General features: G+C 44.6%; 16 protein-coding genes. 6 read left to right on the plus strand and 10 right to left on the minus strand.

The genetic code is table 11. The features are described from left to right. Positions 1-50: 50 nt before the first annotated feature. Positions 51-3,749: a translocation/assembly module TamB domain-containing protein gene (locus Q4519_RS12750; protein ID WP_303512765.1), complete on the minus strand. Its 3,699-nt coding sequence runs from the start codon at positions 3,747-3,749 to the stop codon at positions 51-53. Then, positions 3,746-5,473, minus strand: a complete 1,728-nt coding sequence (locus Q4519_RS12755) for an autotransporter assembly complex family protein (protein WP_303512768.1) — start codon at positions 5,471-5,473, stop codon at positions 3,746-3,748. Before Q4519_RS12755 ends, Q4519_RS12750 begins: the two co-directional genes overlap by 4 nt. Before the next feature lie 277 nt (positions 5,474-5,750). Between Q4519_RS12755 and Q4519_RS12760 the strand changes: the two genes are divergently transcribed. Both Q4519_RS12760 and Q4519_RS12765 read left to right on the plus strand, forming a co-directional pair. Further along, entirely contained in the window at positions 5,751-6,320 is a 570-nt protein-coding gene (locus tag Q4519_RS12760) for a carboxymuconolactone decarboxylase family protein (RefSeq protein ID WP_303512771.1), read from the plus strand. Beyond that, a complete protein-coding gene (locus Q4519_RS12765) occupies positions 6,307-8,442 on the plus strand; it encodes an FAD-dependent oxidoreductase (RefSeq protein ID WP_303512773.1) in 2,136 nt (711 codons plus the stop codon). Before Q4519_RS12760 ends, Q4519_RS12765 begins: the two co-directional genes overlap by 14 nt. 121 nt (positions 8,443-8,563) lie before the next feature. On the opposite strand, the gene Q4519_RS12770 is transcribed toward Q4519_RS12765, so the two are convergent. The 7 genes from Q4519_RS12770 to bioB form a co-directional block, all read right to left on the minus strand. Further along, on the minus strand, positions 8,564-11,071 hold the full coding sequence (locus Q4519_RS12770; RefSeq protein WP_303512777.1) for a bifunctional diguanylate cyclase/phosphodiesterase: 2,508 nt from the start codon (positions 11,069-11,071) through the stop codon (positions 8,564-8,566). After that, positions 11,064-12,041, minus strand: coding sequence for an ABC transporter substrate-binding protein (locus tag Q4519_RS12775; protein ID WP_232800309.1), 978 nt, complete (start codon positions 12,039-12,041; stop codon positions 11,064-11,066). The genes Q4519_RS12770 and Q4519_RS12775 overlap by 8 nt, the downstream gene beginning before the upstream one ends. Before the next feature lie 152 nt (positions 12,042-12,193). After that, positions 12,194-13,060, minus strand: a complete 867-nt coding sequence (gene htpX, locus Q4519_RS12780) for a protease HtpX (RefSeq protein WP_232800308.1) — start codon at positions 13,058-13,060, stop codon at positions 12,194-12,196. 171 nt (positions 13,061-13,231) lie between these two features. Continuing rightward, the gene (gene bioD, locus Q4519_RS12785) at positions 13,232-13,912 is read right to left on the minus strand and encodes a dethiobiotin synthase (protein WP_233052934.1); all 681 of its coding nucleotides are present in this window, start codon (positions 13,910-13,912) and stop codon (positions 13,232-13,234) included. Between the two features lie 59 nt (positions 13,913-13,971). Then, positions 13,972-14,775 carry a malonyl-ACP O-methyltransferase BioC gene (bioC, locus tag Q4519_RS12790; protein ID WP_232800306.1) on the minus strand — a complete coding sequence of 268 codons (804 nt, stop codon included), beginning with the start codon at positions 14,773-14,775 and terminating at the stop codon, positions 13,972-13,974. Next, positions 14,768-15,934: an 8-amino-7-oxononanoate synthase gene (gene bioF, locus Q4519_RS12795; RefSeq protein ID WP_303512785.1), complete on the minus strand. Its 1,167-nt coding sequence runs from the start codon at positions 15,932-15,934 to the stop codon at positions 14,768-14,770. Before bioF ends, bioC begins: the two co-directional genes overlap by 8 nt. Further along, positions 15,934-16,986 carry a biotin synthase BioB gene (gene bioB / locus Q4519_RS12800; protein WP_232800304.1) on the minus strand — a complete coding sequence of 351 codons (1,053 nt, stop codon included), beginning with the start codon at positions 16,984-16,986 and terminating at the stop codon, positions 15,934-15,936. The genes bioF and bioB overlap by 1 nt, the downstream gene beginning before the upstream one ends. A gap of 106 nt (positions 16,987-17,092) precedes the next feature. On the opposite strand from bioB, the gene bioA reads away from it, so the two are divergent. Continuing rightward, on the plus strand, positions 17,093-18,370 hold the full coding sequence (gene bioA / locus Q4519_RS12805) for an adenosylmethionine--8-amino-7-oxononanoate transaminase (protein ID WP_303512788.1): 1,278 nt from the start codon (positions 17,093-17,095) through the stop codon (positions 18,368-18,370). 20 nt (positions 18,371-18,390) lie between these two features. Here bioA and Q4519_RS12810 read toward each other — a convergent pair whose 3' ends face one another. Then, entirely contained in the window at positions 18,391-18,744 is a 354-nt protein-coding gene (locus tag Q4519_RS12810; protein ID WP_303512791.1) for a hypothetical protein, read from the minus strand. Positions 18,745-18,986: 242 nt separating this feature from the next. Here Q4519_RS12810 and asnS point away from each other — a divergent pair, with 242 nt between their 5' ends. The 3 genes from asnS (at position 18,987) to Q4519_RS12825 (ending at position 21,400) form a co-directional block, all read left to right on the plus strand. Continuing rightward, positions 18,987-20,387: an asparagine--tRNA ligase gene (gene asnS / locus Q4519_RS12815; protein ID WP_303512796.1), complete on the plus strand. Its 1,401-nt coding sequence runs from the start codon at positions 18,987-18,989 to the stop codon at positions 20,385-20,387. Between the two features lie 504 nt (positions 20,388-20,891). After that, the gene (locus Q4519_RS12820) at positions 20,892-21,143 is read left to right on the plus strand and encodes a type II toxin-antitoxin system Phd/YefM family antitoxin (protein ID WP_303512799.1); all 252 of its coding nucleotides are present in this window, start codon (positions 20,892-20,894) and stop codon (positions 21,141-21,143) included. Then, a complete protein-coding gene (locus Q4519_RS12825) occupies positions 21,140-21,400 on the plus strand; it encodes a Txe/YoeB family addiction module toxin (RefSeq protein WP_303512801.1) in 261 nt (86 codons plus the stop codon). Before Q4519_RS12820 ends, Q4519_RS12825 begins: the two co-directional genes overlap by 4 nt. Positions 21,401-21,534 lie beyond the last annotated feature (134 nt).

The raw sequence follows: 21,534 nt of genomic DNA on the forward strand, positions 1-21,534 counted from the left end.
CAAGATCTCCCCCCCTCAAAGGGGGGTGAGCATTATTCTGGTATATCTAATCAATCCCAATCAAACTGGTAATACACGTCAAATGCACTGTATAAACCACTCACCGCTTCTAAATAGAGTCTAGGCATGACTTCATAACGTAAGGCGATTTCGGTCATCGATGAAAATAGACCAATACCGTAACGAATTTGTACACCCGGTAAGATATAACCGGTAATATTCAATTGTGAATTATCACCACTACCACTGGAGTCGAGCGCTAAATCTTTGACCCCTAGGGCTTCGCCAATTTGACTGACAGTGTCAGCACTTTGGCCCACGCCTAAATTTATCAACATAGACGTCATCATCGAGTCATCACCTGCTCGAGAGTCGATTCCCTTGCCGCGTAACAAATAGGATAATGCATTTTGTTGGTCCATCGCAGGGGTAGAATAAATAGTGATCTCAGGCGCCGATACAGGCCCTTCTAGCTTGATCCCAGCGGTTACGTTATCGGTAATGAGGGCTGGATCACGAATCGCATTCACTGATAGGTAAGGTTGGTCCGGAGGTCCAGAGAACAAGAGTACTCCTTTCCTAATAAGCAAATTTTGACCAAAAGCACGATATGAGCCATTCACCAAACGAATATTACCGTTAGTCAGAATAGGCCCATCAACTTTTTTTGTTACAGCGAGCTGTCCCTTTAGATTCGACTTTAGGCCAAATGCGTCAATTTTCACATCATCACCTAACTGCACTCCTAATTTCATCTTCAGTGGTAGATTAGCGGCTTCATCAATTGCTGTACCGGAATCCACCACCACTACATCATCCGAAATCGATACTGCGCTAGGAGGCAAGGTTTTCACCGCAATCATCCCTTTTGGGACCAATATATTGCCGGTTAAATCCATTTTTTTATCATCTAAAATAAATTTCAAATCCGGTGAAATAAATAACTGAACTTGTGATTGGTAGTCTACTTCAATCCTATCCCCCTTAAGTGTAATCCAAGCGTTCAGTCCTTTCTGCCAATCAAATGCGCCATCGATCTGTCCAGATCCATCGCCGGTGTTAAAACCACCTGCAACCGTACCTTTAGTACCATTTAGCTTGATTTCTGTATTCAGGTCAGAAAGGTACATAGGAACACTGCCACCACCTAGTGCCGCATCTTTTAACTGAGCGATCCCTTTTACAATCGGCGCTTTGAGCGGACCATTCACATTTATATCAAGGGAGACATCCCCCGCTAACTCATCTAAATTAGGGGCGAGGTAATGTAGCGCTTTTAAATTTAAGCCCTGATAAAAGAACTTACCTTGTAACAACTTTTCTGCCGTATATGGCTGTAAGGTTAAGTCAATATCTGCATTACCTAGCTTATCGGTATCTAGATTAAGCACGAACTTAGCTAGTGTTTTATCTAGCTCACCTGTCAACGTTAAGGTCGTTACGGGAATGGCATGCTCCTGACTATTATCATCAAGAAAAGTCACATTGATATCGCGACTATTAACATCGAAACGTGCGGTTGGCTTAGCGCCCTTGGTCCACTTGGCTGTCACGTTCGTTTGTATCACGCCTTGCAACTTCATTAACTCAGGTAAAAACTGCTGTAAGCGGCCGAGATCATAATGCTCAACCACCAGCCCTGTTTCACCACTTTCGCCCGCTTTCGTTGGCTGAAGACAAAATAAACTGGGCGCAGATGACCAACATTGCTTAGCTAACACCACTTGTTTATTGCGGTAACTGATTTGGCTGGGTTGATCTAGCTGCCAGCGCCCTTCAATGGTACTAAACCACGCTTGCTGTAATTGCCCCTGCCAGCCTTGATTTTGCCAGCGGCCAGACAGCGCTAATTCCGTCGCTACAGGCTGGCCATCGACCTTAAGGGTAACCTGATGCGATAGATCAGACCCTGACGCAGTTAATCGCAGCATATCAACGTCGATACCAGGCTGCTTTAATTGCTTGATTTCAAGATCTGCGTGACCAGAAGGCTGCTTACTGGCCAACACATCGGCTTTTAGGCTTAAGCTAGCCAAGGAAAGTTCGCCCAGTACAATCTTGTTGCCGGTGAGATCAATATTAACCTTAGGCGCAGTTAATTCTCCCGCGACCTTAACATCCCCCTGTAAATTACCAGCAATGTCCGGCAGGGAGCTAGAAATATCCGGTACATTTATATTTAATAGTAAGTCGACTTTATCTTTAATATGACCCATTGCAGTGACCTGATTTTTACCATTGATAACCACGAGGTTATCTATTTTCCATTCTAGGCGATCATTGCCCGACACTTTACCTGCGACTTTTAGCGGCTGCTCCATAAACTTACCGTGCAGGTCTAACTTCTCCACTCCTAACTGCCAATGTGAACCTTGCAGGACAAAACTGTGGCTTAGCTGACCATTTAATTGTGCAGGGTAGTCAGGAAAATAGCTGGTACTATCTATATTGCTTAAATCTAGGTCTCCTCGCCAAGCTAACTGATCAGCCAGATCAAGCTTACCCACTAAGCTCACCTCTCCAGATAAGGTTTTTGCCAGCAGCTGTTTAACATTTATTTTTTCTAAATTACCTTGAACTTGACCGCTAAGATCAACATCCGGCAAGCCTTCACCGAAAACTGACGTGGCAAGATTAACGTTAAAATTATCTAGGTTCCCTTTCGAATTAACCTCGCCTTGCTTAAGGGTAAACTGCGGCGCTCCCGTTAATGGCCATTGCAACTTCTGCCAAGTTAGCGCTTGTTGATGATCAATACGCGCACTTAAGGGGGCTGACCATCCTTTAAGGTTCAACTTAACGGGCCCAGTTAAAGTAAGATCTGTGCTCAGCTTCTTGGTGTCTCCTGCAGCGCTAAGACGAAGTTTCTGCCCCACTAACTGCCCATCTAAAAAGGGGTCGGCTAATAATTTGGCGGAGAGATCCGCTGTTAATGGCCAATCATTACGCAAGCTAACCTGTGCCTGTAATTTTGCACTTAGCTCAGGTAACACTAACTCAAGATCTTCAACAGTGAGCTCATGCTCTACCCAGCTAACTGAGATATAAAAACGCGTCAAATGGAATGGTGTTTCGCCTTGTTCCAAAGTGAATTGCGATAAACTCAATTGCGGAATGTGAATAGGTAATGGCGCTTTCAAGGTCGGTAGCACCAACGCCTCTTTATTAGTAGGTGTGCTAGAGACGGTAGGCTCGGCCTGAGCAGCATTCTCAGTTGGCGTTAGCCTAACCGTTAAGCCATTGACTATTGGCGATAGCGTCGCACCGCGTTGGTTGACCTGAGCAGAAAATAAAAGCTGGCTTAAATTCACCGCTAACCCAGGTTGTTGATAGGAAACATCCGAGATATCAACGCCTTCAATACGCAATCCTATCGGAATAGCAACTGAATCGGGTAGCCCTCCGCTGCTAGTTGGCGCAGGCTCTGCCGTTTGCAGTGGGTGAAAGTTCGCATCAACACCCTTTACTGTCAGCCCATCAACACAAATCGCTTTGGCTAAACAGCCCCAATCAAATCGATAGCTCAATTGGTCTATCATTAAATCGACTTGTTCATCTTGCCAGGCAATACCAGATAATTTTGGGGAAAATAATAATGCTCCCTCATCTAATTCAAGCTCTAACTGCGGTACAAAGTGTTTAGCTAGATTAATCAATAACACATTGCCGTGATGGGATAAAAGTAAGGCAATCAATAAACTAAGCAGTAATAAAATACAAAGTAAGCCTCGACGTAACCAAATCCTCATAGTTCTGGCCCCATCAAGAAATGTAATCTCACCGCGGTTTCCTCACTATTTAGTGGTACACCGAGAAACAGTTTAATTGGTCCAATCGGCGATGCCCAAGCGACACCTGCCCCGGTGCCATATTGCAGGTCTTCTGAAAAGTCATTAGTAGAAGTGCCGCCATCAATAAAGGTGGCAATGCGCCAATTGGGCTTTACCGGATAACTATATTCTAAACTCGCCACCGTCAAGTACTTGCCTCCGATAAGCTTATTATCATCGTCTCTTGGCGCGATCGACTTATAGTCATAACCACGGATGGATTGGTCCCCACCAGCGAAAAATCGCATTGATGAAGGCACGCTTTTAATGGAATCAACAGCGATAGCACCTAGCTCTAAACGCGCTAGTACACGGTGTTTTTCAGTAAGGGAGCGTAGCCATTTTGTTTGTCCGTACACCTTAAAAATATCTGCATCGGAGGCCCAATACTTACTAGAAACTTCCGTTGAAATAAGCTGTTTATCTCCCCATACAGCATTGAGCCCACCACGAACTCGAGTACGACTATAAGAGAGTCCTGGAATAATTAGCTTGGTTTTTAGTGTTTGATTACCTTGAGTACTGTCTTCGATATCGTACTTAATAAATGCGGTACGATCCCATTTACTAGGCGTTTTCCAAAATCGTTGTACGCCAAGGGTGAACTTAGTACTTTCAGTATCATTCTCGTCAAGGCGCTGGTAGCCCGTTTGTATATTTAAATAACTCCAATTGGGGTCATCTATAGGAACTTTGTAATAGGTTGAGACGATTTGCGATTGCTTACTCAACTCTAAATCGGCACCCAAACTATGACCCCAATCATTCACCCAAGGGCGCGACCAGCCGAATTTAACTCTTGGTCCATTGTCTGTTGTTACACCCGCACCAACTTCAAAACTATTGGTCGGTTTTAAGCCCACTGTTACTTCGATAGGCACTTGATTGCCAATGGCTTTCTCAATATTTGGGCGCACTAACACATTTTTAAAATAACCACTATCGCTGATTTGTAGGCTATATTGAGCAACTTGGGTAGTTAGGTAGTAATCCCCCTGAGTAAAACTCGCCATACTACGCACCAACTCCTCAGCAGGCGATGGTTGAGTCAACACCAGCGGGCCATAGCGATAACGCACCCCAGAATCGAACCAAAGCACAATCGTTGCTCTATTTTCCTTGGCTTCAACCTCAACGCTAGACTTAACAAACTTGCCATTAAAATAGCCCCGTTGCAGTGCCATACTTGTGATACTTGACTTGGCCGACGCATAAACGCCATGATTAAGTGGCTTATCAACCTGCAACGGGAGTTTTTTTGCAAAAGTTAAAAATTCTTCATCATGGCGGGCTTCGCCCATTAGCTTGAGATCAAGGGCTTTGACTATCACAGGCTCACCTGCAGTAATAGATGCTGTCACTTTCAGCTTACCCACCTGCCCATCTTTTAAGCTCACATCTAACTTTATATCTGAGTGGTAATAACCTAACGCCCTTAGTGCATTGCTCGCTTCTGTTTCTAAACTGCTTCGATAGGCCCCTAAATTTTTCCCTTTTGGCTCTGCTACTGATAACAAATAGGCTTCAACATTGGCTGCCAACTCTCCTTCTACGCCTTCTATTGTCAGATCAACTTTAGCCGAAACAGTAGCACTAATTAACAGTGCCATCATGAAAATAGCAAAGCGCAATATCAAAACCATATTTACCCTATCTAAACATTTTTAGAAAACCAACCAGATGAAATAAGAGTGTATTACAAACACTGAAAAAGCTTAATTAACTTAACACCCAATTCTAATATTAACCTTCTCATTTCAATATTCTTGACTACTTCTATTTATAAGTGGTGAAACTTTAAGCAATACTGAATGTTAGTGAAATTATTCCCAAGAAATGACGGTCTCAACTTATACTCACTCTTAAACCTGCCGAAAAGGTTGGCAGCGATTAAGCTACGTTTATTAATGGAGGTTAGCCATGCGCGTGTCACCGGATCCAATAAAAAGTTACCCCTTTTGGATCAAACCCTTTTTTTGGTTACAAAAAAAGAATTACGGTCAAGTCCTCACTCCAGGCCTATTATGGGGCAAAGTCCCCCTGCTATTTGCCACTGTCGCCTCATTATATGGTGTGATTAACCGTAAACGCTCACCTATCGATGCGGTGTTACGCTCACTGATAACTGTGCGAGTATCGCAAATTAATCACTGTCAGTTTTGTATTGATATCAATAGTATGACCTTAGCCAAACGCGCAGGCTCAGAGGACAAAGTGATGGCGCTCAAGGATTGGCGAAACCACACTATATTCAACAATCAAGAGCGTGCGGTACTCGATTATACAGAATCCATGTCAGACAACAGTAAAAGCGTGACGAATCAACAAGTAGAACTATTGAAAACATGGTTTGATGAAAAAGCCATCGTCGATCTGACAGGCCTTATTGCGTTTCAAAATATGTCTGCCAAGTTTAATGCTGCGCTTGATGTTCCTGCACAAGGTTTTTGCCACATTCGCCCTCCGGAGCAAAATGATGAAGATAAATAAGTGGTTACTGCTTGTCGCAATATTAGTTTTAGCTGCACTATTTTTTGCTTTAGGGCTTAATCAATACCTCACGTTAGATTATATCCAGCAGCAACACCTTGCACTACAACAAGCGGTAGAGCAGCAACACCTACTCTACGCCTTGGGATTTTTTGCCGCTTATGTGCTGATTACCGCAGGCTCATTACCAGGCGCAGCAGTACTCACCTTACTCGCAGGGGCACTATTTGGCTTAGTTGAAGGTTTTATTATTGTTTCATTTGCCAGCTCAATAGGTGCAACCTTGGCCTTTTTAGTCGCGCGTTACTTGCTTAGGGAGCGGCTGCAAGCAAAGTGGGGGCATAAGTTAACTCAATTTAATCAAGGGGTAGAAAAGCAAGGAGCTCAGTACCTATTGAGCTTGCGACTGTTGCCTGTGGTACCGTTTTTTTTAATTAACCTATTAATGGGGCTAACCTCAATTAAAACCCGTACTTTTTACTGGGTTAGCCAATTGGGGATGATCCCTGGTACCTTGGTTTATGTGAATGCCGGCACCGAGCTCAGCAAGATTAGCTCGCTCCAAGATATTGCCTCTCCCTCACTTTGGTTTGCTTTTGCGTTATTAGCCATACTGCCCCATTTAATCAGGTGGAGCATCAATCGATATCAGCAATATAATCGTTATAAGCCCTACCCGAAACCGAAGAAATTTGACTACAACTTAGTGGTGATAGGTGCTGGTGCTGGCGGCTTAGTCAGTAGTTATATTGCAGCCACCGTAAACGCGAAAGTTGCGATTATTGAGAAACATAAAATGGGTGGCGATTGTTTAAATACCGGCTGTGTGCCATCTAAGGCTTTGCTACGCAGCGCACACTTTGCCGCCGAGTTAAATAAAGCAGCAAGCCTTGGTTTTGAACCTATTACAAGTAAGGTCGATTTTAAAGCCGTGATGGACCGAGTTCATGATGTGATCAAACAAGTAGAGCCACACGACTCCATTGAGCGTTATAGCAAGCTAGGCGTAAATTGTCTGCAAGGCAAAGCAACCATCAAAACGCCTTATGCTGTCGAGCTAAATGGGCAAACACTGCTAACGGAAAATATTATTATCGCCACTGGCGCTAAACCTTTTGTGCCTCCGATTAAGGGGCTTGATCAGGTTGAGTACTTAACCTCTGATAGTCTTTGGCAACTTGAACAATTACCGCCGCGTCTCTTGGTGGTCGGCGCCGGACCTATTGGCTGTGAATTAGCTCAAGCGTTCGCCCGCCTCGGCTCAAGAGTAACCCTGATAGATATCGCAAAACAATTGCTGCCCAGAGAAGATCCTAGCGTATCCAGCATACTGCTCGAGCAATTTCAGCTAGAAGGGATCCAATGTTTATTAAATACCAGTCTCAATCATTTCAGTCGCGATGCTGACGGCCAATGGGCGCACTATCAAACATCACAAGAGGAGCAACGCCTTAGCTTTGATAAGGTATTAATTGCAGTGGGACGTAAAGCCAATACCGAAGGATTAGGATTAGAGCCCTTAGGTATCAACCTTGAAACAAACGGCACCATTAAACTTGATCCCTATCTACGCACGCAGTACCCCAACATTTTTGCTGTTGGTGATGTCGCCGGTCCCATGCAGTTTACGCATTTTGCCGCCCATCAAGCTTGGTATGCCAGTGTCAATGCTTTATTTGGCCACTTTAAGAAATTCAAAGCGGATTATCGTGTGATACCAAGTGTTACCTACTGTGATCCACCCATCGCCCAAGTGGGCATTAATGAAACACGTGCTAAAGCAGAAAATATTCCTTATGAACTAACAGAGTTTGCCGTAGATGAGCTAGACCGAGCTATCGCTGACAGTGCAAAAACAGGGCTAGTAAGAGTGTTAACCATCCCGAATAAAGACACTATTTTAGGCGTAACGATTGTCGGCCAGCATGCAGGAGAGACCATTGGCGAGTTTGTGCTGGCGATGAAACATGGCCTAGGCCTGAATAAAATCCTTGGTACTGTACATGCCTACCCAACCATGCTTGAAGCTAACAAATACGCGGCAGGTGTTTGGAAACAAAAACATAAACCAACACGTATTTTAGCCCTGTTAGGGCGATACTTTAGGTCACGGCGAGGTTAGCTTTTATCCAGTCAACTTGAAGATGCATGTTTCAGAGCACCACCGTGTTTTCAATACTAGGCACGCTAAGTTAATTCTGTTTACCACCAATTAACTTATGCTATTGGCAATCCCTCTTCGTTCATGCGTCAACAGTGGAAAACTGAGGCGCAGCTTTGGGCAATAAGTTTTGACTAAACTCTTCAGCTGATAGCGCCCTGCCAAACAAGTAGCCTTGAAATAATGCACACCCCTTAGCTTTCAAAAAGTTAAGCTGTGCTACATTTTCAACACCTTCTGCTATCACCTCTAAACCTAAATTTTCAGCCATCGCAATAATAGCGGCAACAATGGCTTGCTGGCTCACCTGAGTTTCTAAATGCTCAACAAACGAACGGTCTATTTTCAATGCAGTAATGGGTAACGTACTTAAATAAGACATTGAAGAATAGCCAGTGCCAAAGTCATCAATCGCAAAGCGAATGCCAAGAGCACGTAGCGCTTTAATTTTTTCTACCGCATCATCCAGCTGTGAAACCAAAATCGTTTCAGTAATCTCCAGTTCCAATAAATTAGGATTAATTTCACTCTCTTTGACAATCCGGCTAATCTGCTCAATAAAATCGACTTGTAAGAATTGTTTAGGGCTAACATTGACTGACAAGGTTTTGAACTGCTCTGGCAGCCCTGATTGTTGCCAATGTTTTAACATTAAGCATGATTGTGTTAGCACCCAATTACCTAATTCAATAATGAGCCCTGAATCTTCAGCAGCAGGCACAAACTCACTCGGAGTGATCCAACCACGCTGTGGTTGATACCAACGCAATAACGCTTCACACCCCATCACATTACCTTTGCGATCGACTTTAGGCTGTAGGAACAATTTGATCTCATCTTGTTCGAGCGCCAAACGCAACATTTGCTGCAAATTGTGATTACGCTGTACTCTATTTTCCATTTCTTCAGAGAAGAAGTGGATCATATCTCGGCCATCTTCCTTGCCATGAAACATGGCTATATCCGCTTGGCGCAAAATATCGGTTGCCGATTGCTCACCATCAGGAAACAAGGTGATGCCAATCGTGCAAGATAAATTAATACGCTGCCCTTGCAACACGAAAGGAGAAGCAATGCGTTTGCGTACCGCCTGAGCGAAACCTAAGGCTTGTTCAGCCACGCGATCAGGCTCATCACCCAGTTGTGGCAAAACAATAGCAAACTCATCCCCCAGAAGCCGAGCAACGATGTTGCCACCTTCCATCATCTGCAATAAACGCTTGGCCACCATTCTTAACAAGGTATCTGCTGCAACATGACCGTGAACATCATTTACCTGTTTAAACTTATCAAGATCAATAAAGAGCAAACAGCCCCATTGTTGACTTTGCTTCGTTCGGCTAATTTCAATCGCTAGATGTTCAAGTAATTTACGTCGATTGGGGAGTTGCGTAACCTCATCATGGTAGGCTTGAAACGCCACTAAATCTTGCGCTTTGCGGTATTCAGTTATATCCGTATGAGTACAAATCAAGCGAGATGGTTTACCGTCTTCGGCCCATTCAATTACCTTGCCTCGGTCGAGCACCCAACAGAAATCGCCATCTTTACATTGAACTCGGTGAATATGCTCATAAAATGGGGTTTTACCTGCTAAATGTAACCTCAAACAAGCAAACATATCCATTAAGTCATCAGGGTGGATCCGCTGCTCCAGCTCTTCAATATCATCACCAATTTCATCTTCAATATAGCCAAGCATTTCCTTCCAACGAGCCGAAAAAAACACTTGATTAGACTCAATACTCCAATCCCACACACCATCTCGAGCACCACTTAACGCATAATGCCAACGCTGTTCACTCGCGCTTAATTGCTCAAAGTTTAATTTCATTTTGTCAGCCATCGCCATAAACGCACGCTGTAACAAACCAATTTCACCCTGCCCTTCTTTTAGTTGCGGAAAGGCATCATCATTATCATTGTTAAGCTGCTGTGCGGCTTGAACCAAGCGGTTCAATGGTGCAATGATCATTTTAACCAGCAGTATGGTTAAGGTTAGTAGCGCAATTGCCACAACCAAAGTATTCTTCATCGAGTCTTGTATTGTATTCGCCAATAGCGTTTGATAAGGCTTTACGAGGGAATAAGAAACAAAGATGGCGCCAGTATTATTGCGCTTTAAGCTATGATCTTTACGTGCTAATTGCAGAGGTGCATAAACATATATGTTTTTTTCGGCTTCAACATATTGATAAAGCAAGCGATTTTTATCACGAGCTTGATAAAAATCGGCCCACTCAAACTCAGGTAACACCGCACTGGCGAACATGAACTTTAAGCTCATTTGGTTAGACAACAGCACTTCTGCATTTTCATCTAACACAAGTAGTTGCGATACATTGTCGTTTAGCGCCGCCAAGGTAAGCTCTCGCTCCGCCACCGCATTGTCATGACGCATCAAGGCATCTGATAGACTTTGCTGTAACTTGTTTACCTTACCTAATACTTCCTCACGACTTTGTAATAATAAACGCTCACTTTTCGTTTGATAGTCCAAAAAGATAAAGGCCGTTTGCAACACTAAAAAAACCAGTAACAGTAGCGTGGGAATAACCGACGCCAATGACCATAAACGCGGACTATTCATAAATCACCTGCTCTAATACCTGACTATTAACTAACTGACTCAAGTCAGGTACTTGCTCTAACATACCGCGGTAAACCATTAACTCACCAAGATCTTGCGCTTGGGTATTTAGCGCAGATTTAGCTTGACCCGATAAGCGCAAAATAGACTCAACAGGCTCGATAAATTTCACGCCTTGTAAGCTACTTTGCATTTCACTGGTGTATAACTGCAACCGCATGGCCATTAACTGTATTGCTTTCTGAGGTCGACCTTTTTGAAACTTTCTTGCCTTATAGTAACTTTTTAACAGTTCAATTAAGGCTGGCTGTTGTTGTTCAATCGCCTTATCTGAAGCCACCACTAAGTTAACAATGCGTCCCGGTAATCGCGCGCTATCAAAAATAGAGACACCGCCCAATGCCAGTAGCTTTTGCTTAATTGGCTCGCTGGTAATTAGCGCATCAACTTGATTACGGTGAAAAACTTGACGCTGTTCATCAAGCTTTACTTCTATCAGTTCAACATCATGAGCAACTAGATTAGCGTGACTTAACGCTTCCGCGAGTAATAATGAGCCAGCAGCGTTATTTTCGTAGCCAATGCGTTTGCCTTTAAGGTGCTTAATTTGCGTCACACCGGGCAAGCCAATGATCGCATCCCCGCCGACAGACTCATCAACAATAGCTATCACCTTAAGTTTGCTGCCACGGGTGATCAAAGTGAGCACTTCATCTAATGATAAAAAGGCAACATCTAATTTTCCGGCTTCAAAGCTATGGGCGACGTGACTGGCACTGGTTAATTCATATAAAGAAACCAGACTCGTGTCTAAATATTCCATTTCACGAGCTAAGAAGATGGGCTCAAAACCAGGCCATGGGGCAGCCCCCACTCGCAGTAATTCGTTTTGAGGTGCACACGCACTGATGAGCCCAATCAAGAAAGTGAGCGACAATAAGCGAGTGGAAAAAATCATGGCTTTGGTCATGTAAACAGCGATCCCTTGCTGGATTATTTTTTTTTTATATATTTTGCCAGACTGTCTAGACAATGAACAGATAAGTCATACTTTAGCGACTCCTTTTTGCTCATTTGCAACAAAAAAGGGCTGCCGAGGCAGCCCTAATAAAGGAGTGAGTATTACTGGTTTTTTAGGGCCTGAATACGATCTTCTAATGGTGGATGAGTAGAAAATAGTGAGCTAAAGCCGCCATTGATACCAAAAGCAGCGAATTGGCCTTGCATCTCGTGCTGATTGCCACCGCGTAGACGCTCTAGCGCATTGATCATTTTTTGCTTATCAACAAGAGTTGCTGCGCCAGCATCGGCTGCAAATTCACGTTTACGGCTAAACCAAGCAACAACAACAGAGGCCGCTGCGCCAAATACCGCATAAAGCACCATGCTGATGGCAAAAGAAGCAATAAAACCTAAACCACCTTCACCTTCTTCGTCGCCACCCAACACATTTTGAATAATGTTAGAGACGATAGACACAAAGAAGTGAACAAAGGTATTCATCACACCTTGCACTAAGGTTAAGGTCACCATGTCACCATTAGCAATGTGGCTAATTTCGTGTGCTAGCACCGCTTCAACTTCGTCGCGAGTCATGTTTTGCATTAAACCAGTACTAACAGCAACCAGCGATGAGTTCTTCGTCATACCAGTAGCAAATGCGTTCATGTCAGGGCTTTGGTAAACCGCAACTTCAGGCATGGTGATACCGACTTTTTTAGCTTGCTCTGCCACGCGTTCCATCAGCCAATGCTCATCAGCATTACGCGGCTCAGTGATCACTTCTGCGCCGACAGAGCGCTTGGCAATCATCTTTGACATCGCTAAAGAAATAAACGCGCCGCCAAAACCAAATACCAAAGCAAACGTGAGTATTCCGCCAATACCGCGACTGTTAATACCTGTCACAGCAAAAATAATTTGTAACACAATTCCCAGTACTAGCATGACCGCTAAGTTGGTGAGTATTAAAAGCGCAATTCGTTTCATGTCTGTCCTCTGCCTAATGGCTCTATCATTGATGGGATGAAAACAACGACATAATATGTCTAATAGTTAAAATATCAAGTACTCTTTACGTTTTTTTACGCTATTTATTTTACAAAGCAAATACTCAATTAACAAAAAACCAACAAAACAAATATGGCCTCTATCATCCCCCTACAACATTGCCGCCACATCGAGGCATTGCGCAGCTTCTAAAGCATCCGCTTGCGGCATAAAGGGCATATGCCCGAAATAGGGTGCATCAATATGCTGGCGCAAATAATCAATATTTGCAGTTAAGTAAGCCTGCTCTGACGCCGGACTGTTGGCGACCCAACCGGCAATTTTTAGCCCGCAAGCGATGATGCTTTCTGCCGTTAATATGGCGTGATTAAGGCAACCTAACTTCATCCCAACCACTAAGATAACAGGCAATTGCTTATCCGCGACCCAGTCGGATAAATATTGACCATCACCAAGAGGTAAACGCCAACCGCCCGCACCTTCCACCAGCACAATATCTGCTCCTTGAGTTTTTAACTGTTGAAAGCCAGCATCAACCCTTGCCATGCTGATGACTTGCCCTGCTTGTTGCGCGGCAATATGCGGGGCAATCGGCGGCGCAAATACAATAGGATTAATAGCTTCATAGGGCAAATCAAATGACCCGTGTTGTTGCAGTAATAACGCGTCTTCGTTAAGTAAGCCGTGATGGCTAAGCTCTGCCCCTGCTGCAATGGGTTTGTAACCAATAACCGTTTTCTTCATGTCTCGCAAGCTTTGCATCAAGGCGCACGTGATAAAGGTTTTTCCAACTTCAGTGTCAGTACCGGTAACAAAAAATGCTTGGCTCATCTAACTAATTCTCCGTAACAAAGATCATGCTAAGTGTAAGAAACGGGTTAAAAATTTGCTTACTTAATTAGTTCAGCATAGCAAACATAATAGGTGGCAGGATATAACCCATCTTGAGTACGAAATACCTCGTAGCCTTGGCTCATTTTTAATAATTTTTGTTTGCCGCCTAAACCCGAGCTTGCCCGCTGAGCTTGCACATAATTAGCACCGATGCCTTTAAGATCTTTAAGTAACCTTAGCGGCGTGTCATAGAGCAACACTTCAGGACGCACTTGTAAGTCGACTTGCGAAAACGGCGCAGCTTGGGTGCTTGCTTCAATCGCATTAAGAGGCAAAAAACCATTAACATGTTGCTGCTCATCCACTGCTCGCCAAGCTTGCTTTAACTCATTTAACGAGCCAGACACTAAAGTAGTAAACCCTAGGCGGCCGCCGGGCTTTAATACTCGGTGTATTTCTTTCATCGCGCGGCTTAAGTCATCGCACCACTGCAAAGCAAGGGTCGAAAATACTAAATCAACCGAGTTACTAGCTATTGGTAGGGCTTCGGCATCACCATTGAGCCAATGGATATTTGGGTTGCGATGCGCTTTGGCATGCTTGAGCATGCCAAAAGCAATATCCACCCCATAAACTTGCGCACTCGATTCGCTGAGCAACTGAGTAAAATAACCCGTGCCTGAGCCGAGATCGAGCCAGATTGGTGCTGCGCCGCACTGCGAGCTTTTTGGTGTTACAACAGGCGCAAGTTGCGCCAATAATTGATGCCCTGTATTGCGCTGTAACTCGGCGACATCATCATAAGAATGCGCCGCTTTTGAAAATGCGTTCGCCAATAACTGCTTATGGTGTTTAGCCATACTGCGCCACCAAAATCGAATTTAAGCTCGCTAATAAGTCTGCAATATCTTGCTGTTGATGGCCCGTAGTTAAGGTTATGCGCAACCTCGCGGTGCCTTTAGCAACCGTGGGCGGACGCATCGCACTGCAATAAAAGCCTTGTTGGCGTAGCGCATTGGCTACTTCAAGCGCCCGTTGACTGTCGCCAATAACAACGGGTTGAATCGCGCTATTCGACGCCATTAATGGCAACTGATATTGCCCAGCCAACTGCTTAAAGTATTGAATATTGTCTTGCAGCTGTTGTTGACGCCAAGACTGAGTTTGTACTAAATCAACGGCTTTACTAATTGCCACCGCCTGCGCTGGCGGCATAGCCGTGGTGTAAATATAGGCCTTAGAAAAATTGACTATGTAATCGATCAAAGACTGTGAGCCAGCGATCATTGCGCCGCCAACCCCTAGCGCTTTGCCAAAGGTGGCCATATAAATATCAAGTTCGCTGTTTTTTAACCCTGCCGCCGCCGCAGAGCCCGTGCCATCTGGGCCACAAACGCCAAAGCCGTGGGCATCATCCAACATTAACCAAGCTTGGCTCTGATTGCGTAATTGCAGCAATTCAGTAATAGGCGCACTATCGCCATCCATGCTAAATACACCTTCTGAGACAATCAGCTTGTTTTGCCCCGACTTAGTCAACAGCGAGGTTAAATGTGCCATATCATTGTGGCGAAACCGCATCATAGGGCAAGGCAAAAAGCTACCCGCTTCCATTAACGAGGCATGGTTTAGCTTGTCTTGCAGTAATAAATCATCTTTGCTTAGCAGTAGCTTTAAAATAGCTTGGTTAGCGCTGTAACCTGAGTTAAACAAGGCCACCGCGTCAACCCCAAGCCAGCTTTTAAGCTTGGCTTCTAAATCAGCATGGGCTTGGCTATAACCCGTCACCAAGGCGCTCGCGCCACTGCCGCAGCCGTATTGGGCTAGACCGCTTTGCCACGCCGCGATGAGCGTAGGCTCGGCTGCCAATGATAAATAATCGTTACTGGAAAAATTAAGATAGCGTTGCCCGCCAACCTCAAGGTAGCGCCCTTGCGCGCCAGCAATAGGCGTTAATTGGCGATATAAATGCTCAGCTTGACGCTGAGCCAAGGCGGGCTTGATAAAATCAAACGCCATTAACGTACTCGGGCGGTCGCGTCGTAGAATAAATCCGTGTCTTCGGTGATCGGCCCTAGGGGTAGTTCCGCTTCCGACACGGTTGGATCCACGTGATATTCTTCGCGGTTAATACCTAATTTTTTAAACAGCTGCATATCACTGTTTTCTTCAGGGTTAGGCGTGGTTAATAGCTTACAGCCATAGAAAATAGAGTTCGCGCCCGCCATAAAACACAAGGCTTGGGTTTGCTCGTTCATTTTTTCACGTCCCGCCGATAACCGGACATGGGATTGCGGCATCATAATACGCGCCACTGCGATAGTGCGGATAAATTCAAACTCATCCAAATCGTCGACATTTTCTAGTGGCGTACCTTTTACTTTAACCAACTTGTTAATAGGCACACTTTCTGGGTGTTTCGGCATGTTAGCCAGTTGCGCTAATAATCCCGATCTGTCATTCGCCGACTCGCCTAGGCCAACAATACCGCCACTACACACTTTCATGCCAGAATTACGCACATGATCTAGGGTATCAAGTCTGTCTTGATAGGTGCGCGTGGTGATAATTTTGTCGTAATACTCAGGTGAAGTGTCTAAGTTATGATTGTAATAATCTAGGCCCGCATCCGCTAGGCGCTTAGCTTGGCTTTGATCTAACATACCCAGCGTCATACATGATTCAAGTCCTAATGCTTTAACACCTTTCACCATTTCTTCAATGTAGGGTAAATCGCGCTCTTTCGGGTTTTTCCATGCCGCGCCCATACAAAAACGGGTTGAGCCTGCCGCTTTGGCTTTTTTTGCTTCTTCTATTACTTTCTCAACTTCAAGTAAGCGCTCTTTTTCTAGGCCGGTATCATAGCGGGCACTTTGTGGACAATATTTACAATCTTCTGGGCAAGCGCCGGTTTTAATTGATAATAAGGTACTAACTTGTACTTGGTTGGGATCAAAGTGAGCACGGTGAACCGTTTGCGCTTTAAATACGAGATCCATAAATGGCAATGCAAAAAGTGCGTTTACTTCCTGTATTGTCCAATTGTGTCTTACTTCTACTGACATGCTCATGCCCCGCTATCAATGTTATGTTTCTTTAAAATAATTTGGCTAGTGTATGGATGAACGCTAGACTGTCAACTTTTTCAGCACCACCAAGTTAACTAATGGTTGTTTTATGAGCATTAATACCGAGTTTGATTTACAACATATTTGGCACCCTTATACATCAAGTATCAACCCACTGCCTTGTTACCCCGTGGTCCGCGCGCATGGCGTACGTTTAGAGTTGGAATCAGGCCAGCAATTAATCGATGGCATGTCATCTTGGTGGGCCTGCATTCATGGCTACAATGTGCCCGAGTTAAATGAAGCCGCGCAAACTCAACTCAACAAAATGGCGCACGTGATGTTTGGTGGCATTACCCACCAGCCCGCCGTTGATCTATGCCAAGCCTTAGTCGAGCTCACCCCACCATCACTGCAAAAAGTATTTATCAGTGACTCTGGCAGTGTTGCCGTTGAAGTGGCGTTAAAAATGGCATTGCAGTATTGGCACAGCCTAGATCAACCGCGCGCAAAGTTTTTAACCGTGCGTAATGGTTACCATGGTGACACCTTTGGCGCGATGGGCGTTACCGACCCCAAAAATTCAATGCACGAGCTGTATCAAGATTTTCTGCCAGAGCATTATTTTGCCCCCGCGCCTCAGACCCGATTTGGCGAGCCCTGGGACGAAGCTGAAATGGACGAGATCAAGGCCCTATTAGCAAAGCATCACCAAGAAATGGCCGCAATTATTATTGAGCCGATAGTGCAAGGCGCGGGCGGCATGCGTATCTATCATCCTCACTATTTAACCACGCTACGCCAATTAGCCGATCAATACGGTTTGTTATTAATTGCCGATGAAATTGCCACTGGCTTTGGCCGCACCGGAAAATTATTTGCTTGTGAGCATGCCAACATCGAGCCAGATATTTTATGTGTCGGCAAGGCCTTAACGGGCGGCTACATGAGTTTAGCCGCCACGCTAACAACCAATAAAGTGGCAGATACCGTGTGCAGCGGCAAAGCTGGCGTGTTTATGCATGGCCCCACTTTTATGGCTAATCCATTGGCCTGCGCCGTCGCACACGCCAGCTTACAATTATTAGTTGAAAATGATTGGCAAGGAAACGTTGAACGGATTGAGCAACAATTGCAACGCGAGCTAATGCCTTTGCTCAACACTCACGCGGTTAAGGATGTCAGAGTACTGGGCGCGATTGGTGTGGTTGAAACCCATCAAGCTTATGATGTGGCAACATTACAGGCGATTTTTGTCGAATTAGGCGTATGGATCCGTCCATTTGGCAAACTAATTTACATCATGCCACCATTTGTGATTTCGCCCGCGCAGCTTAGCCAACTCACTCACGCCATTGCCAGCGCCTTAGAGCAGGTTAGCGGTTAACTTGGTCTACCGTCGTCAGTTTACAAATAAAGAAACAGTAAGCTGACGACACAAATAACCAGTAACAGCAAACTATTAAACCAAACATAATCGGTGCGACGGCGCTTCAGTAATAGGTTAACGATGACATTCAGCACAGTCAGCCCACAACACGCCCACAGAAAATAGAGAAAAAGGTTTTTTAGCTCAATCACCCAATCGCTGCGAAAAGGCAGCTGAAAATACCGGATTAACCCGGTTTCTAATTCGGGCCTAGCGTAATGAAATAGCACCAAGGCAATTAAAAACAGCACCCAAGCTAATAATGCGCTCCATCCCAACAGCGTCGTTAATTGCAGCCCTTTACTGCGCCGCTCAGGTAACTTATCCGGCATCGCTTCTCCTTAACTAAAGCTAACAATAGCCCAACCAATAAACCCAAATGTAACTCAAATTAGCACAATTTATCGTTATCCCTCCCACACAGTCCTCATCACAAGGCACAAAAACGAATTTTTACTTGTTTCCTGCTTAAGCAAAGGTAAGATTAACCTTTTTCTTATTTTGTGATTAATAGTGACGACACCTTGGCTGCGCTGAGGGCTCACTATCAGGTTAAGCTGGAGTGCTAATTAAAATGACGCAAGCGTCCGTAGTTGAAGTATTTAAAGGTCAGTTTCCGATTGGAAGTCAGGTAACTGTTAAAGGTTGGATCCGCACACGTCGTGATTCAAAAGCCGGAATTTCATTTTTAGCCGTTTACGATGGTTCTTGTTTTGATCCCATCCAAGCCGTTGTTCCTGCCAATTTAGCCAATTACGAAGAAGAAGTGCAACGCCTAACCACCGGCTGTTCGGTTGAGGTAACAGGTGAAGTGGTTGAAAGCCAAGGTAAAGGCCAACAGTTTGAAATTCAAGCGACCAAAGTAGTGGTGGTTGGCTGGGTTGAAGATCCGGACACTTACCCAATGGCAGCAAAACGCCATAGCATTGAATTTTTACGCGAGCACGCACACCTGCGCCCACGTACCAACATGATTGGCGCCGTTGCCCGTGTCCGTAACTGCTTATCACAAGCAATTCATCGCTTTTTCCACGAGCAAGGTTACTACTGGGTAAGCACGCCTATCATCACCGGCAGCGATACCGAAGGCGCTGGCGAAATGTTTCGCGTGTCAACACTCGACATGATGAACCTGCCTAAAGACGGCGAAGGTAACATTGACTACAAAGAAGACTTCTTTGGTAAAGAAACCTTTTTAACTGTTTCTGGTCAGCTAAACGGCGAAACTTATGCGTGTGCCTTAAGCAAAATTTACACCTTTGGCCCAACGTTCCGCGCTGAAAACTCAAACACTAGCCGTCACCTAGCTGAGTTTTGGATGATCGAGCCGGAAATTGCATTTGCCGATCTGGCTGATGCCGCGCAACTATCTGAAGACTTACTAAAGTACGTGTTTAAAGCGGTGCTAACAGAACGCGCTGACGACATGAAGTTCTTTGCTGAGCGCGTTGATAAAGATGCGGTTAATCGTTTAGAGCAAATGGTTAACTCTGAATTTGTACGCATGGACTACACCGATGCCATCGAAATTTTGAAAAACTGCGGTAAGAAATTTGATTACCCAGTGGAATGGGGCGTGGACTTACAATCTGAGCACGAGCGCTACTTAGCTGAAGAGCATGTTGGCGGCCCTGTGATCATGCAAAACTACCCGAAAGACATTAAGGCCTTCTACATGAAGCTAAATGCAGACGGTAAAACCGTTGCCGCCATGGACGTACTAGCGCCAGGCATAGGTGAAATCATTGGCGGTAGCCAACGTGAAGAAAACCTTGCCGCATTGGATGCGCGTATGGAAGAAATGGGCTTAGACAAAGAAGATTACGGTTTCTACCGCGACTTACGCCGTTACGGCACTGTGCCTCACGCAGGCTTTGGTTTAGGCTTTGAGCGTTTAGTGGCTTACGTCACTGGTATGGGTAACGTACGTGACGTGATCCCCTTCCCGCGCGCGCCTAAAACAGCTGAATTCTAAAGCTAAACAAGTTATTTAACTGACTAAAGCCGGCTTAGCCGGCTTTTTTTGTCGGGGTAGAAACACAGGGCGAGCGCATGAGTGTACAAAATGCAATCAACCAAGCGAACAAAGTGGAATTTTCTTATACGAAACGCCGTGAAATCATCCCTGATGGCTTAACTGCCGCATCCTTGCGGCAGATATTCGTCTAAGAAAACACCACTAAACGCTCAAAAAATATTCATGCGTTTGCCCTGGGTAGAAACAGCTGATAACGATGCCAAATTAGTCACTCCACCAACACCTGCACTCATTTAATGCCATCTTACACTTAACTTTAAGACATTAACTTCAATAGATTAATACAATATTATAAGCCTGAAAAATTACATAAAAGCGACCTCAAGACTTTAAGGGTTAAGTTGGTACCAGAAATAATTTTACTAAAAACCACATTGAATTGATCACCCTGTACAATTAAACTACCATGTACTGAAAACCGTACGGATTATTGGAGTTAAAATGGATGCTATCAGCTATACTGCAGCTCGTGCAAATTTAGCCAGTACAATGGAGCATGTTTGTAATGATCATGCCCCGATTATTATCACTCGTAAAAATGAAGCGCCTGTCGTTATGATCTCTTTAGAAGACTATAACGCAATGCAAGAAACAACATATCTACTTAGATCACCAGCCAACGCCAGAAAATTACTGGAATCAATCGCAGAGCTAGAATCTGGCAAAGGGATTGAACGAGAATTGCTCGAATGAAATTAACCTTTTCAACCCAAGCTTGGGATGAGTATTTATTTTGGCAAGCCACAGACAAAAAAATACTTAAACGGATAAACTTACTGATCAAAGATATACAACGTTCTCCCAATGAAGGTATTGGTAAACCCGAGCCGTTAAAACATGGTTTATCCGGTTATTGGTCACGCCGCATTAATGATGAGCATCGGCTAGTTTATAAACAGCAAGATGACACCATAATGATTGCGCAACTTCGCTATCATTACAGTACATAACGTTGCACTGTAGCCAACACCACATCAACATGACCGACGGTATTAGTAATGAGCAGACTGTTCTGGTCAACCAAAACTGGACACCTTTAGTTGAGAATTTTCAAACTCCACTGGTGACAGATCACCATTGGCTG

The organism is Motilimonas sp. 1_MG-2023, assembly GCF_030547455.1.
Taxonomy (GTDB): Bacteria; Pseudomonadota; Gammaproteobacteria; order Enterobacterales; family CBDFNC01; genus Motilimonas.

What these genes read in the sequence shown, in the direction of transcription:
- Q4519_RS12750 (WP_303512765.1), bottom strand. Translation starts at nt 3,749, where the DNA reads ATGAGGATTTGGTTACGTCGAGGCTTACTTTGTATTTTATTACTGCTT.
- Q4519_RS12755 (WP_303512768.1), bottom strand. Translation starts at nt 5,473, where the DNA reads ATGGTTTTGATATTGCGCTTTGCTATTTTCATGATGGCACTGTTAATT.
- Q4519_RS12760 (WP_303512771.1), top strand. Translation starts at nt 5,751, where the DNA reads ATGCGCGTGTCACCGGATCCAATAAAAAGTTACCCCTTTTGGATCAAA.
- Q4519_RS12765 (WP_303512773.1), top strand. Translation starts at nt 6,307, where the DNA reads ATGAAGATAAATAAGTGGTTACTGCTTGTCGCAATATTAGTTTTAGCT.
- Q4519_RS12770 (WP_303512777.1), bottom strand. Translation starts at nt 11,071, where the DNA reads ATGAATAGTCCGCGTTTATGGTCATTGGCGTCGGTTATTCCCACGCTA.
- Q4519_RS12775 (WP_232800309.1), bottom strand. Translation starts at nt 12,041, where the DNA reads ATGACCAAAGCCATGATTTTTTCCACTCGCTTATTGTCGCTCACTTTC.
- htpX (WP_232800308.1), bottom strand. Translation starts at nt 13,060, where the DNA reads ATGAAACGAATTGCGCTTTTAATACTCACCAACTTAGCGGTCATGCTA.
- bioD (WP_233052934.1), bottom strand. Translation starts at nt 13,912, where the DNA reads ATGAGCCAAGCATTTTTTGTTACCGGTACTGACACTGAAGTTGGAAAA.
- bioC (WP_232800306.1), bottom strand. Translation starts at nt 14,775, where the DNA reads ATGGCTAAACACCATAAGCAGTTATTGGCGAACGCATTTTCAAAAGCG.
- bioF (WP_303512785.1), bottom strand. Translation starts at nt 15,934, where the DNA reads ATGGCGTTTGATTTTATCAAGCCCGCCTTGGCTCAGCGTCAAGCTGAG.
- bioB (WP_232800304.1), bottom strand. Translation starts at nt 16,986, where the DNA reads ATGAGCATGTCAGTAGAAGTAAGACACAATTGGACAATACAGGAAGTA.
- bioA (WP_303512788.1), top strand. Translation starts at nt 17,093, where the DNA reads ATGAGCATTAATACCGAGTTTGATTTACAACATATTTGGCACCCTTAT.
- Q4519_RS12810 (WP_303512791.1), bottom strand. Translation starts at nt 18,744, where the DNA reads ATGCCGGATAAGTTACCTGAGCGGCGCAGTAAAGGGCTGCAATTAACG.
- asnS (WP_303512796.1), top strand. Translation starts at nt 18,987, where the DNA reads ATGACGCAAGCGTCCGTAGTTGAAGTATTTAAAGGTCAGTTTCCGATT.
- Q4519_RS12820 (WP_303512799.1), top strand. Translation starts at nt 20,892, where the DNA reads ATGGATGCTATCAGCTATACTGCAGCTCGTGCAAATTTAGCCAGTACA.
- Q4519_RS12825 (WP_303512801.1), top strand. Translation starts at nt 21,140, where the DNA reads ATGAAATTAACCTTTTCAACCCAAGCTTGGGATGAGTATTTATTTTGG.